This window comes from Pseudoalteromonas piscicida (genome assembly GCF_002208135.1).
Lineage (GTDB): Bacteria > Pseudomonadota > Gammaproteobacteria > Enterobacterales > Alteromonadaceae > Pseudoalteromonas > Pseudoalteromonas piscicida_A.
In genome coordinates this window covers 305,615-318,710 of sequence record NZ_CP021646.1, presented here as the reverse complement: position 1 = coordinate 318,710, position 13,096 = coordinate 305,615, and the positions used below count along the sequence as shown (strand labels likewise).

Annotated in this window: 11 protein-coding genes and 2 pseudogenes; 5 read left to right on the top strand and 8 right to left on the bottom strand. The window is 43.8% G+C overall.

Annotated elements, in window-relative coordinates; all coding sequences use genetic code 11:
* Window position 1: 1 nt before the first annotated feature.
* Complete coding sequence (locus B1L02_RS01490) at window positions 2-763, bottom strand: hypothetical protein (protein ID WP_088529659.1); 762 nt, start codon at window positions 761-763, stop codon at window positions 2-4.
* A gap of 95 nt (window positions 764-858) precedes the next feature.
* Here B1L02_RS01490 and B1L02_RS01485 point away from each other — a divergent pair, with 95 nt between their 5' ends.
* The 3 genes from B1L02_RS01485 to B1L02_RS01475 all read left to right on the top strand — a co-directional run bounded on the left by B1L02_RS01485 (window position 859) and on the right by B1L02_RS01475 (window position 2,757).
* Window positions 859-1,296, top strand: a complete 438-nt coding sequence (locus tag B1L02_RS01485) for a PaaI family thioesterase (RefSeq protein ID WP_088529658.1) — start codon at window positions 859-861, stop codon at window positions 1,294-1,296.
* A 77-nt stretch (window positions 1,297-1,373) separates the two neighbouring features.
* Complete coding sequence (locus B1L02_RS01480; RefSeq protein WP_088529657.1) at window positions 1,374-1,586, top strand: hypothetical protein; 213 nt, start codon at window positions 1,374-1,376, stop codon at window positions 1,584-1,586.
* An 85-nt stretch (window positions 1,587-1,671) separates the two neighbouring features.
* Entirely contained in the window at window positions 1,672-2,757 is a 1,086-nt protein-coding gene (locus B1L02_RS01475; protein ID WP_088529656.1) for an NAD(P)/FAD-dependent oxidoreductase, read from the top strand.
* On the opposite strand, the gene B1L02_RS01470 is transcribed toward B1L02_RS01475, so the two are convergent.
* From B1L02_RS01470 to B1L02_RS01450, 5 genes and pseudogenes are all read right to left on the bottom strand, one after another.
* Complete coding sequence (locus tag B1L02_RS01470; protein ID WP_088529655.1) at window positions 2,754-3,293, bottom strand: DUF4124 domain-containing protein; 540 nt, start codon at window positions 3,291-3,293, stop codon at window positions 2,754-2,756. The genes B1L02_RS01475 and B1L02_RS01470 overlap by 4 nt on opposite strands.
* A 13-nt stretch (window positions 3,294-3,306) precedes the next feature.
* Window positions 3,307-4,074, bottom strand: a complete 768-nt coding sequence (locus tag B1L02_RS01465) for an amino acid ABC transporter substrate-binding protein (RefSeq protein WP_223191982.1) — start codon at window positions 4,072-4,074, stop codon at window positions 3,307-3,309.
* Window positions 4,075-4,177: 103 nt separating this feature from the next.
* Entirely contained in the window at window positions 4,178-4,918 is a 741-nt protein-coding gene (locus tag B1L02_RS01460; RefSeq protein ID WP_088529653.1) for a phosphoadenylyl-sulfate reductase, read from the bottom strand.
* Window positions 4,919-4,956: 38 nt separating this feature from the next.
* Window positions 4,957-6,678 (bottom strand): assimilatory sulfite reductase (NADPH) hemoprotein subunit, encoded by a 1,722-nt coding sequence (cysI, locus tag B1L02_RS01455; protein ID WP_088529652.1) that lies wholly within the window; start codon window positions 6,676-6,678, stop codon window positions 4,957-4,959.
* Between the two features lie 44 nt (window positions 6,679-6,722).
* A pseudogene (locus B1L02_RS01450) lies at window positions 6,723-8,539 on the bottom strand (assimilatory sulfite reductase (NADPH) flavoprotein subunit).
* 300 nt (window positions 8,540-8,839) lie between these two features.
* On the opposite strand from B1L02_RS01450, the gene B1L02_RS01445 reads away from it, so the two are divergent.
* Entirely contained in the window at window positions 8,840-10,450 is a 1,611-nt protein-coding gene (locus B1L02_RS01445) for an endonuclease (protein ID WP_088529651.1), read from the top strand.
* A 60-nt stretch (window positions 10,451-10,510) separates the two neighbouring features.
* On the opposite strand, the gene B1L02_RS01440 is transcribed toward B1L02_RS01445, so the two are convergent.
* Window positions 10,511-11,680: a DUF3103 family protein gene (locus B1L02_RS01440; protein WP_088529650.1), complete on the bottom strand. Its 1,170-nt coding sequence runs from the start codon at window positions 11,678-11,680 to the stop codon at window positions 10,511-10,513.
* A gap of 118 nt (window positions 11,681-11,798) precedes the next feature.
* On the bottom strand, window positions 11,799-12,179 hold the full coding sequence (locus B1L02_RS01435; protein ID WP_010376275.1) for a hypothetical protein: 381 nt from the start codon (window positions 12,177-12,179) through the stop codon (window positions 11,799-11,801).
* A 155-nt stretch (window positions 12,180-12,334) separates the two neighbouring features.
* Here B1L02_RS01435 and B1L02_RS01430 point away from each other — a divergent pair.
* A pseudogene (locus tag B1L02_RS01430) lies at window positions 12,335-13,044 on the top strand (hypothetical protein).
* The last annotated feature ends 52 nt before the right edge of the window (window positions 13,045-13,096 follow it).

Genomic DNA, 13,096 nt, shown 5'->3' with positions numbered 1-13,096 from the left:
TTTAAAATCTTCTGGTGTAAATCAGCGTAATGGTATTGATGCCATCATCATCAAGCGCACTGCCTATTCCAAACTTCACTGCCGATTGTGCACTAAACCAATAATCAGTTTGTAATTCCACAACTGATTGGTCAAAGTCATCCTCACGCAATCGTGCTGATACAGATACCTGCCAATCTTTTGCTAGATAGTAACCAGCATGGATCTGCCAAAAGTCGATATCGGCTGCCACCTTTTGCATTTTTACATCCCAGCCGACACCGTTATCAATCTCCGTATAGCGAAAAAATGGTGCGATAGCCGTTTCAGTTTCTTGCTCGTTCATTCCGTAGTTATCAAATTCTGAACGTTCACCGATGAGCGTAACACCAAGTTGCATATTCTCACTGACAAAACGCCCCACTTGTACCAGCGCTATTGTGTCTCGCGTTGCAGTAAAAAGTGCGGAGTCATCTTTAAATTGGGTTACATCAACGGCAACTCGCCAATCTCGCCCAATAAAGAACTCAGCATCAGCTTGGTAGAGATGCCAATCATTATTTTTAAAGCCGCCTACAGAGAAATTGTTACGCTTTTGCAGGTATCCTTGCAAACCATAGGGTGTACCATCATTCTTCAACTCAGCAAGATAGTGTCGATACTGAACGCCTAAGAACCCATCTTCAATTTCTAAGAACTCACCAAAGCCCGCACTTATTTCATGTGAACTTGCCATGCTGACACCTGAATAAATTAGCAGCCCAACCAGTGATAATATCTTCATACTTTCCCCTTAATATTGATGCAATGATTGTAACTATGAAAAAAAATCGCCATAGTAAAAAAATGTAAGCGTATGTAGTCAAAAGAGAGACAAACATGGCAATCTGGTTCAAACCCGTAAATTTAGAATCATGCAAAAAACTAGAAGATGGTATGACAGGTAAAGGCACACTCATGAAAACGTTAGGAATAGAGATCAGCGAGGTGGGTGACGACTACTTGGTTGCGACTATGCCTGCCATTCCAGAGCACCACAACCCTTTGGGTATGGTCCATGGCGGCGCAAACGTTGCTTTAGCGGAAACCGTTGCGAGCTATGCAGCAAACTTTGTTGTAGATACCGAACAATTCTACTGTGTAGGACAAGAGATCAATGCGAATCACTTAAAAGCATCAAGAACTGGCATGCTCACAGCCATTGCGAAGCCTGTGCACCTCGGAAAACGTTCATCTGTATGGGAGATCCGCATCACTAACAGTCGCAATGAACTGTGCTGCATTTCTAGAATGACCGCCGCCGTAGTATCACGCTAAAACTTGATCTATCACAACGACAAGATATCACATCCACCTCATTATTATTGCAATACAAAGAATAGTGAGATGAATATATGTCAACTCAACCGCTTTGGCCTCTACATACACTCATCGTGACTGGATTGATTTTAATTTTCACTGGCCACACCATATTAACGACCGAATGGCTGAATGATCTTGGCCCGAGCGGCTTTATTATTGGTGCAAGCTGTGTCGCGATCGGCCTCATTTGCTCTCTACCGACTAAAATATACCTGACTATTCTGCTGATGCGCCGGGAGCAATGAGGCTATACCACTAAAGCATACGAGCTTGATATTGGGTTGGTTTTACTGCACCCTGAGTTTCTATGTTTATTAAGGTACTCAATTTGTGGAAAAGGTCGACACCCTAATTATTGGCGCTGGCGTTGTAGGCTTAGCGATAGCAGCAAAACTCAGCCATCGCCGCAGTGTTATTGTTATCGATAAAGAATCTCGTGTTGGTGAGCATGCAAGTAGCCGTAATAGTGAAGTGATCCATGCAGGGGTTTACTACCCTCATGGTAGCTTAAAGCACCAGTTATGCGTTCGAGGGAAAGCACTACTTTACACGCACTGTGAGCAGCTAAACATTCCTTTTCAGCAACTTGGTAAATTCATTGTTGCGACAAACGAAGAGGAAGCGCAAAACCTAGAACAAATTAAGACGCGTGCCCATGCCAACTCTGTCACGGATATTGACTTTGCTTCACCCAAGACAATCAAGCAACAGCTCAGCTATTTGAAAATACATAGCGCACTATTCTCTCCCTCCACCGGTATTCTAGACAGCCACCAATTTATACTGTCACTCATCGCTGAGATTGAACGTAATGGAGGTATTGTCGCAACGCAAAGTGAGTTTATTCGAGCCGAACGGTTAGGTAATGATTTTATCGTTACAATGCGCTGCGATAACGAGCAGTTCGAGATGGGTTGTAGTCAGCTAATAAACTGCGCTGGGCTGAACGCTCCAGATGTACTCAATAAAATTGCAGATGATAGTGACAAAACTACAGCCTACTATTGTCGTGGCCGTTACTATCGCTACCAGGGTAAACATCCTTTTCAACAGCTCATCTACCCTCTACCCAACACGCACGGGTTGGGCGTGCACGCGACATTAGATTTAGCTGGGCAACTCAAGTTTGGCCCTGATACCGAGTATATCGAAAAGATTGATTATCAATTTGACGACTCTCAAAAGGCGCACTTTGTCGCAGCAATCAAGCGTTACTGGCCGACACTGGATGAGAGTAGGCTCACACCGGATTACACAGGGATAAGACCTAAATTAAGCAAAAATCAACAAAACGACTTTGAAATTCAATTCGAGACAACGCATGGAATATCAGGCTTTGTTAATCTAATGGCGATTGAATCACCGGGGCTTACGGCAAGTCTCGCCATTGCGGAATATATTGAACAGCGCCTTTAACGCTGGTTTTCCTCCAGCGCCTTTTCGAGCTTTTTCGTTCTATCATCCATCAACTGCTGGATGTTTTTCGCATCCTCCAGCACCTGCTTCACCGCTTTTGGATTTAATGCAGTGGGTAATGACGAGGCGGTTTCTTTACTTGCGACCTGCTCTGGCTGTTTATTCAGAATGCTCGTGTCTTCGGCCGCTATCACGGTAATGTTGCGCTCATCTAGCTGATAGTGCTGCGACTCACCGTTTGGATTGGGTTTATCTGAGTAATGCCACTGACCTTTCGCATCTTGCCAACGATATACTTGTACCTCAGGCACGGGTTGCTGAATATCATCACTCACAAGCTCTTTAGTTTGTGTTTTCACTTTCTCAAGCGCAGTCACGCCTTGATGGGTTAATTCTGTAACCTGCTGTTCAATCGTGTTGGTTAATGAGCTTATATTTAACCATGGCTTCCCATCGGGACGCTTCAAAACAAATAAACTGGCTAACGCCACCAGCATTATCATAATCATTAAGTAACTTGCGGCTTTCATCTTCATACTCTGACTTTCCTTAGAGCCCATACTTTAACAGTATCTGTTTAAATTGCTCCGTTTTTTTAAAGTCGGCATAAAAGTGGTTAAAGTCCTCACACAACTTTTTTGCTCTTTGAGTACGCCCAAATTGCAATTGCAACGGCGCGACATCCGACACACCGCGTACGCTGACCATACTTTTTAGTACTGGGTATTTCAGCTGATACCAACGTAGTGTTGGTTCGCCAACAATAGAAAAAGCGAGGCCCTTGTCGTTTCCACCCGCAAGCACAGACAAGATATCAAATTCTGAATAATAATCTTTGCGCTGCAGTAAGTTACTATCAAAATACGGCTCTAACTGGGGGTAGGTATAGCCAAATCGACCTAAAAATAAATGTTTATTTAGGCCTTCCACATCAAATTGCTTGGCTTGCTTGTGCGTGACAAAAACATCTTCAACTGTGTAAATTGGCTCACTCCAACACATTTGCATTGTGCCACGATACCAATGTTCAGACTCCATCCGTACATCGACATTCCCTCGTTCGATTTCTACAGACGATCGTTTTTCCGGATAAACAGGGTAATTTGTTTGGTAATGATATTGCGCCGCAAACAGCTCGAAAATATCAATGAGCACGCCTTGCTCTTGGGCATGTTCGATAATAAAGGGAGGATAATACTGCACTGCAAAGTTGATAAACGTTTTGCTTTCTTCCGTTGTTTTAGCGTGGCCGGCAAAAGGCAGAGTACAACTAAGTAGCAATAATAACATCGTCTTGGGAAAGTAGATCAAAGCCACCTCCAAGACCTTGAACAAATAATAGACTAAGTATGACCGATCGCTGAGAATTTCCAAGTCAATAAACCAGCCACACTCAATCTGCTATATATATGCTGAAAAGTTAAATGCCATCACCATCAATATGCAACCCACACTCGCGATTCAGTCCGAAGAATCGTGTTTCTTCCTCTGTCATGCCTGGTTCTAGCTTACGGGTGGTGTGAACATCTCCCATAGAGACATAGCCTTGCTCCCAGAGCGGATGATAAGGTAAATCAAACTTAGTAAGATATTGATACACATCACGATTATGCCAGTCAATAATAGGGTAAAACTTGACCGTTCCACGACTCAATTCAACGATTGGCTTATCAGAACGCGTTGAAGACTGTTGGCGACGTAAGCCACTGAACCAAGTACCAGCGTTAAGCTCGCGTAATGCTCGCGTCATAGGCTCGACTTTGTTTAGCGTATTGTACTTTTTAATCCCCTCTTCGCCTTGCTCCCATAACTTACCGTAAACCGCCTCTTGCCAAGCAGGGCTCTGTTTAGCACGGTATATCTTTAGATTCAGTGCTAAGCGTTCTGACAGCGATTCAATAAATTGATACGTTTCAGGAAACAAATAACCGGTATCGGTGAGCACCACTGGAATATCAGGCTGTTGCTGGGTCAAAAGATGCAACATAACCGCAGCTTGAATACCGAAACTAGAAGACAAAAAGTGAGTATCTGGTAAATTCTCCAGTGCCCAAGCCACTCTCTGCTCGGCTGTTTTATCACTCAGTAGGGCATTAGCATCAGCAAGTAGCATCTGCTGAGTTGCACTGTCCAGAGTCAATATTTGCTTAAAATCACTCATTTTCTCATCCAATGGGCAGTTTAACTGCCCGTTCTAAATCAAGCGTGGAAATCAGTTTTTGACACTTTTACTTCCGCAACAATTTCTTTGCGAATAACATAATCACCAAAACATTCACCATCATTGCGCTCGCTGACCCACTGGCCAATCAGCTCATCAAGGGCTGGAAGGAAAACGTCTTCGCCGACATTCTCCAAGTACAGCTTAGGAATACGAGTACCAGCACGGTTACCGCCTAAATACATATTGTATTTACCAGGACCTTTACCCACAAACCCCACTTCGGCTAGCATCGCTCGGCCACAGCCGTTAGGGCAGCCAACTACGCGAAGGATAATATTCTCTTCAGCAACCTCATGCTTGACGAGCAAGCTTTCTACCTTTGTCACAAGCTCAGGTAAATAGCGCTCCGCTTCTGCCATCGCAAGTGGACACGTCGGTAGCGATACACACGCCATCGAGTTCTTGCGCTGCTCTGAATGCTTGCTATCTATCAAACCATGCTCGCGGGCAATTTGTTCGATTTCGGCTTTATCTTCAGCAGCAACTCCAGCAATGATTAAGTTTTGGTTTGCAGTCATGCGGAAATCCCCTTTATGGATTTCAGCAATTTTGCGACAACCTGTTTTCAGTGGTTTATCTGGGAAGTCTAAAATACGGCCATTTTCGATAAACACCGTCAAATGATGTTTCCCATCAATTCCTTCAACCCAGCCAAAACGGTCGCCGCGGTGAGTGAATTCATAAGGACGGCTTGGCTCAAACTTCATACCGGCACGGTTTTCAACTTCCGCTTTAAACACCTCTGTGCCAAATGTATCTAGCGTATATTTGGTTTTTGCATTTTTACGGTTTACCCGGTTACCCCAGTCACGTTGCACAGAAACCACATGTTCAGCAACGGCAAGCGTGTGCTCAAGCGGAATAAAGCCAAGGTCATCTGCTTTACGTGGATAGGTATTAACGTCACCATGTGTCATCGCCAAACCACCACCCACAAGCACATTAAAGCCAACAAGCTTGCCTTCATCTGCGATAGCAACAAAGTTGAGGTCATTGGCATGCACATCGACTTCATTATTCGGAGGGATAGTCACCGTAGTTTTGAACTTACGAGGTAAATACGTATCACCCAAAATCGGCTCTGCCGTTGTCTCGGTTTTTTCACCGTTCAACCAGATCTCAGCGTAAGCTTTGGTTTTGGGTAGCAGGTGCTCTGAAATTTTAGCCGCCCATTCGTACGCTTCTTGATGTAACTCGGACTCGACTGGGTTAGTTGTACATAACACGTTGCGGTTTACGTCCCCCGCCGTCGCAATAGAATCGATACCGACACTATTCAGCAGCTGATGCATCCCTTTGATGTTTGGCTTCAGTACACCGTGGAACTGGAAAGTTTGACGTGTTGTCAGACGAATGCTGCCATACATGGTTTTATCCGCTGCAAACTCGTCAATCGCCAACCACTGATGTGGTTTAATGATACCACCAGGCATACGAGCACGAAGCATCACGTTATGCAGTGGCTCAAGGCGTTGCTTAGTGCGCTCGGGGCGGATATCGCGGTCGTCTTGCTGATACATACCGTGGAAACGGATCAATTGGAAGTTATCCGCAGTAAAGCCGCCGGTTAGTTGATCGGTCAGATCCGTTGAAATTGTGCCACGTAAGTGGGCACTTTGTGACTTCAAACGCTCATTATCAGAAAACTTTGCGCTTGCATCGAGCTTACTATTCGGTTTGATTTCAGAGTTGCTCATTGTCTTTCCTACATTAAAATTGGCTGACGGTATAACAAGACGCGTTAGTAAACGTCTTTCTGATAACGGTTTGCGCTACGCAATGCTTTAAGATATTGCTCCGCTTGTTCATCATCTTTCCCTCCATGGGTTTTAATAATGTCGATAAGTGCTTGGTGTACATCTTTGGCCATCCTACTGGCATCACCACAGACATAAAAATGGGCGCCCTTTTCAAGCCACGCAAATACAGCGTCGCCCTTCTCGCGTAGTCTATCTTGCACGTAAATCTTTTCTGCCTGATCACGGCTAAATGCCAAATCTACATGTGTTAACAGACCCGACTTTACGTACTGTTGAATTTCTACTTGATAGAGGAAATCTTCTGTAAAGTGTGGATTACCAAAGAACAGCCAGTTTTCCCCCTCGGCTTCACGCGCCTCCCGCTCTTGCAGAAAGGCTCTGAACGGTGCAATACCTGTACCTGGGCCAACCATGATCACAGGTGTGGTATTGTCGACTGGTAACCTAAAGTTGTCATTGTGCTCACTGAATACTTTCACTTTCGTGCCTTCTTCAGCACGATTCGCTAAATAACCTGAGCAGCCGCCAAAGTGCTTTTCACCAAAAGTATCAAATTCAACTAAGCCTACAGTTAAATGCACCTCTTCTTCCACCTCAGCTTGGCTTGAGGCGATAGAGTATAGGCGAGCTTGTAATTTGCGACAGCAATCAACGAGTGCTTGCGCCTCAATGTGTGCAGGGTTTTGCTTAATCACATCAAAGATTTGCCGTTCTTCAATATAAGCACGCAATGCCGCTTTATCGTTTGCAAGTGCACTTAGTTCCTCATTCCCAGTTGCAATCGCATACTTCTCGACAAAGCCGGGATACGACTGTGTTAGCTCAAGATGTTCAATTAACGCCATTTCTAATGAAACGGTGAGTTCACCTACTTTTACGGTTTGTGCTTTGTCGAGTTTTAAGACATCGATCACTGCCGCCACTTCTTGCGGATCATTTAAGAAGTACACACCAAGTGAATCACCCGGCTGATAAGTGATATCTGAACCCTCTAGCGAGATTTCAATGTGACGCACATCTTTGCTTGAGTTTCTGCCAGTGATCTTTTGTACCACGCTCAGCTCAGCCGCAAATGGGTTTTGCTTAGTATATTGACTCACCGCTGCCTGAGGAGCACCAAACGGCATGCTGATAACATTACCACCCCCGCCTGCTGCTGAGCTTTAAGCGCGGGCTCTAATGCATCTAGCGCCTGTGCTATCCACGCCTCGGCTTCAGCCTCATAATCCACATCTAAGTCAGCACGCGGCACAACAATTTCAGCGCCAAGGGCAGCTAAGCGCGCCTCAAAATCCTTTGCCGTTTGGCAAAAGAACTCATAGCTTGAATCACCAAGACCAATCACAGCTTGCTTTACACCCTCAAGTTTAGGTGCTTTCTTACCGGCTAAGAATTCATGCAATGCCTCTGCATCTTCTGGTGGTTCTCCCTCACCGTAAGTAGAGACAGCAATCACTAAAAACTTTTCTTTCTTCAGGTTTGCAGGTTTGTAGTCGGCCATATTAACCAACTTAGTCGTCAAGCCACGCGCTTCTGCCTGTGCTTTAATTTGGTTTGCTACCCCTTTTGCGTTACCGGTTTGTGAACCAAATAAAATCGTCAGAGGTGCAGACTCGTCAGCGCCCGCTGTTGCTTGTCCAGCAATGCCTGATAATGCAGTTGAATTTGCGGTTGCAGCTAAATAGCCACTCACCCATGCCTGTTGGATTGGATTTAACTCTCCAACTAAGCCTTGTAGTTTTTGCAGTTGTTCATGTGTCAGCGGACTTGCTGCAGCATTAAGTTGACTTAACAACATCATGGATCCCCGTACCCAAAAGGTTTTGCTTGCTCATTGCATAACTGGCTCGCACGCAGCGTAGCCTACTTTTATTAGCGTGAAGCATACGTGGCAAATTGAGAGATCAAAAAGAATAGAATCTGCTTTTATATTCCTTTTAGTTATTGAAGATTGAAAAGTCCAAAGAAAACAGATTAAAAGAAGTTCGATATTTAACCACCAAAAAGTTTAACATTACCGTAACAGTTTTGATTCAAAATCAAACTGTCATATACAGACAAATCAATAATACAGATATTCATAATAATGAGACTAAAAATGAAACACGGGAAATATATAAACCTAATACTCAGTTCTTGTTGCTCAATTCTCAGCTTAAGCGCTGCTGCAGAAGTTACAAATGGCAGTTTCGAAAGCTGGAGTGGTCAAGTACCAAGTGGATGGACGACGATAGACTCGGGCATTACACTTACCTCGGTTACTACGCCAGTAAAAGACGGTAATCTTGCCGCAGCGGTGCAGGTAGCCACAGCAACGCAAAGTAGCACAGACTTACAACAGCAAGTGAACGTTGAAGCGGGTAAAAGCTATCAATTTAGCACTTGGGTCTATCACACGGAAGGCGGCGTCAAAGCACGTTTAGTGGTGGACGGCTATCATGGCTATTCAGATCAGTTCAATGTTGGTCAGTGGCAACAGCTTAGCTATACCTATACCGCAACCTCAACGACCGCGATTAATGTTGGCTTGCGTTTTTACGATGGTAGTGGTTTTGATGGTAATGAAACCATCTACGTTGACGGCTTTGGTCCAACTTCTACTACACCAGAGCCACCTCAGAGCTGTCAAAATAATAGTGTCAACCTCGCTTTGGTGACCGACAATTATGGTAGCGAAACGAGCTGGCAAATTACTAATTCTACCAATACAACGGTTGCTAGTGGTAGTGGCTATAGTAATAATCAATCGGTAAACGAAAACCTATGCCTTGCAGACGGTAGTTATACCTTTACGATTTTAGATAGCTACGGTGATGGGATTTGTTGCACCAATGGTCATGGCCAATACACCTTAACGCATGCGAGTACAACGCTTGCTTCCGGCGGCCAGTTCAGTAACCGTCAAGATCATACCTTTACGCTTGGCACAACCACGCCTCCGCCCTCCGGCGATGGTTACTATGCCTCGACTGTAGGACTTAATGGTTACGCACTAAAAACAGAGCTACACCAGATTATTCGTAACCACCAATCACAAGGTTATTCTGCAATTTGGAGTTTTATCGATCAGAATGAGCGCGACCGCTATTTTGAAAAAGATAACACTATATTAGATCGCTATTCTGAAAAACCAACCGCAAACGACAGCATCACTTATGTCTCCACCGGATCACAATGCGGCAGTTACAGAAGTGAAGGCGATTGTTATAACCGTGAGCACTCTTTCCCTAAATCTTGGTTTGGCGGTCAAGTAGAGCCGATGAATTCAGATATCCATCATATTTTTGCTTCCGATGGCTATGTAAATTCGAAGCGCAGTAACTATCCATTTGGTGAAGTAGGAAGTGCCTCTTATACTTCAAGTAACGGTAGTCGCCTAGGTTCAGCATCTGGCATTAACTACAGCGGTACCGTGTTTGAGCCAATTGACAATTTCAAAGGTGACTTTGCTCGTGCCTACTTCTATATGGCAACGCGTTATCAAAATGTGATTGCAAATTGGCAGAATAATACCAGCTACAGCAATGCTGTCCTCAATGGCACACAAAACCAAGTATTCGAAACTTGGGTCGTCAACATGCTAAAAAGATGGCATAACGAAGATCCTGTCGATGCCCTAGAGCAAGCGCGCAACCAAGCAGCATACGAATTTCAGGGTAACCGAAATCCATTTGTAGACCATCCAGAGTTTGTCGAAGCAATTTGGTAACTATAATAATAAAAAGGCCAGTTACTGGCCTTTTTTCAATAACATCACTTTGGCTATTATTTAGCGAGGATTAATTGTAAGTGGCTCAATCGTCACTTTCGCATTACCACTTGCGCCCATATGCCCGTTGTAAGTTTGTCCTTCAAACAACGTATAAAACACATCAACATAGTCATCATCGTTAGTAAACCAATGGCCTGGCATCGCTTTTATCAATTGGTTCGTCAGTTGCGGAATAATCGCATAACCTTGAACATTGGGATCAGGAATAGCGCGCATCACTTGCGTCACGATATCCAACAGCGTTGTTGCTAAGTCTTGATAATTAGTATTATCGTCTTGTTCCATCAGCAATAGATCTGCAGCTTGCCAACGATATCGCTCCCAGTGAATGATAATTTGGTTAGGCGTATAGTCCGTACCATCGTGGTCTAAATACGGCATATCCACGATATCTAGAATGGGTTCATCTCGTGATGGATTGACGCCAGTCACAATGCCGTAGACTTCAGCAGCCCCTGATACCCAAGGCTCTTCATCATCATTTAGTCGAATTTTCTTTAATACACTAGTTGAAATAGGCTCACCATCATCGTTTGTCTGCACCTCCATTGATGGCATTGCTAAGCCTTGCTTGGCAAACACTTGCTTCATTACCTGAATCCCTTCCCGTTTTACCTTACTGCTATCAAGTTCAACGATTAATACAGGTCGCTCTGGCATTGTATGGGCGTCAAGTAAATGCAATTGACCGTGCTCATCAAAGGCCTCTACATATTGCCAGTGCTTGTCATCACCTTTAGGCGAAAAAGCAATTAATGGCGCTTCACCTTGTTGCCACTTTGCAAGCATTTCACTAGAAGCAATACGCAGCTGATATAGATTAGAACTATTGTCGGTCAAGCCTTTTAACGAGCGAGTGTACTGGCTCGCTTCTGTCATGAGCTGCTTAGTTGACCCCTGAACTTGTAGCTGTTCTAGTGAAACAGCATCTTGATACTGACTAAGTTGAGTTTGAACTTGGGGACCTAGGTGATTAAGTGATAGCGCTAATTTTTTCGCAAGTTGCTTCTTTATATCAGCAACTTGAACTGGTGCGGTATTAAATTTATCAAGCTGCTTCAGCGCGCTGTAGGTATTAAGATTAGCCTTGTCTGCTGCTGAGCTTGCGAAAGACATTCCGCCGAGCATGGCTATCATTAGTGAAGAGAGTGTTACATGTTGTTTCATCTTGCGTTCCTAGAAATAATCCGTGTTTTGGAATAAACAAGATAAAACAACAAAATTAAATTATCAATAAGTTAACATGATTAACATATAAAACAATTTTATCTAGCTTTTAGCGTTTTTATTCTTCTACTGGGTAGATAGTAATTTCTATTCCAGCACCAATTGCAGAGATCCTAAGTAACGTATCTGCCTGTAGTGCTTGCGAAAAGCACTTGGGTGACTTGCCTGAGTTAAAGCCAATATCAAATGTACGCTTGGTACAACCTAGCCATTGTTTAAGTGCCGCTTTAGAGCAAGACTCAATTAACTCACACAATTGGTTAATCGCTTTATCAGGAGTTAATTCATTGGTATTTGCTTCGATGCGAGCCAATTGACGATAGTCATCTTGATCGTAATGCAGCACGATAGCATTTTTCTTTAAATCCGAAACTAGCGCACTGATATCTTGCTTTGACTCCAGTTCCAAATCGACATTTAAAAATTGAATTTCAGACATGTATTAAAAGCTACCTTGTAAAGCTAAATCTAGTAATGACCTATTTATCAGTGTGATAAGAACATTACTCAACGGACAATGCGACAATTTGTCACATTCTAAGCACCGTGCGTTATAGTTATCATACTCACGAACAACTAGAATAACATATTGTGATGATTAAAAAACTGCTAAAACCCGCGCGTAAACTCCACAAGTACCTTGGCTATTTACTGTTTTTGCAGATCTTTGCTTGGCTATTAGGCGGGCTGGTCATGAGCGCCATCCCATTGGAAAAGATCCATGGTAAACACTTAGCGAATAGAAGTTTAGACAACCCCTTTCCCACTGCCGTGTACCAAGCTGATCTCAATCAGTTAGTACAAAGCACGGTGCAAGTGCGCCAAATCCAGTTCGGCCATTTTCTCGATACCCCATCATCAAACTCAACCAAGATGAGCAGCTTATTTTCAACGGGATTACAGGCGCACCTTTTACCACTCCAAATCAACAGCAAATCATAAAACAGGCCAGCAAATACCTCCTAATAAAAGCAGATGTGCGCCATATTGAACGACTTGCCACAGCCCCCAGAGAAGCAGGTTACAAGGAAGATGTTTGGCGAGTCGAATATAACGATATCCTATCCACCACACTGTACTTAAGCGCAACCAGCGGTGAAGTTGTGACGGTTCGTAGCACATTGTGGCGCATCTTTGATTTTTTTTGGATGTTACACATTATGGATTACGACGAACGTGAGGATTTTAATAACCCCTTGCTCATTTCCTTCGCCGCTACGAGTGTGCTCTTTTGTCTAACAGGGATATTGTTATTATTGCAATCTCCACCTTGGCGAAAACGTCGCCCTGCTCTGAATAAATAAAGGGCCTTACCGTATACTCTTGTTGGTATTGATGATTTTTTTGATATAGTGA

What these genes read in the sequence shown, in the direction of transcription:
- cysI (WP_088529652.1), bottom strand. Translation starts at nt 6,678, where the DNA reads ATGAGCAACTCTGAAATCAAACCGAATAGTAAGCTCGATGCAAGCGCA.
- B1L02_RS01460 (WP_088529653.1), bottom strand. Translation starts at nt 4,918, where the DNA reads ATGAGTGATTTTAAGCAAATATTGACTCTGGACAGTGCAACTCAGCAG.
- B1L02_RS01445 (WP_088529651.1), top strand. Translation starts at nt 8,840, where the DNA reads ATGAAACACGGGAAATATATAAACCTAATACTCAGTTCTTGTTGCTCA.
- B1L02_RS01440 (WP_088529650.1), bottom strand. Translation starts at nt 11,680, where the DNA reads ATGAAACAACATGTAACACTCTCTTCACTAATGATAGCCATGCTCGGC.
- B1L02_RS01470 (WP_088529655.1), bottom strand. Translation starts at nt 3,293, where the DNA reads ATGAAGATGAAAGCCGCAAGTTACTTAATGATTATGATAATGCTGGTG.
- B1L02_RS01485 (WP_088529658.1), top strand. Translation starts at nt 859, where the DNA reads ATGGCAATCTGGTTCAAACCCGTAAATTTAGAATCATGCAAAAAACTA.
- B1L02_RS01480 (WP_088529657.1), top strand. Translation starts at nt 1,374, where the DNA reads ATGTCAACTCAACCGCTTTGGCCTCTACATACACTCATCGTGACTGGA.
- B1L02_RS01490 (WP_088529659.1), bottom strand. Translation starts at nt 763, where the DNA reads ATGAAGATATTATCACTGGTTGGGCTGCTAATTTATTCAGGTGTCAGC.
- B1L02_RS01435 (WP_010376275.1), bottom strand. Translation starts at nt 12,179, where the DNA reads ATGTCTGAAATTCAATTTTTAAATGTCGATTTGGAACTGGAGTCAAAG.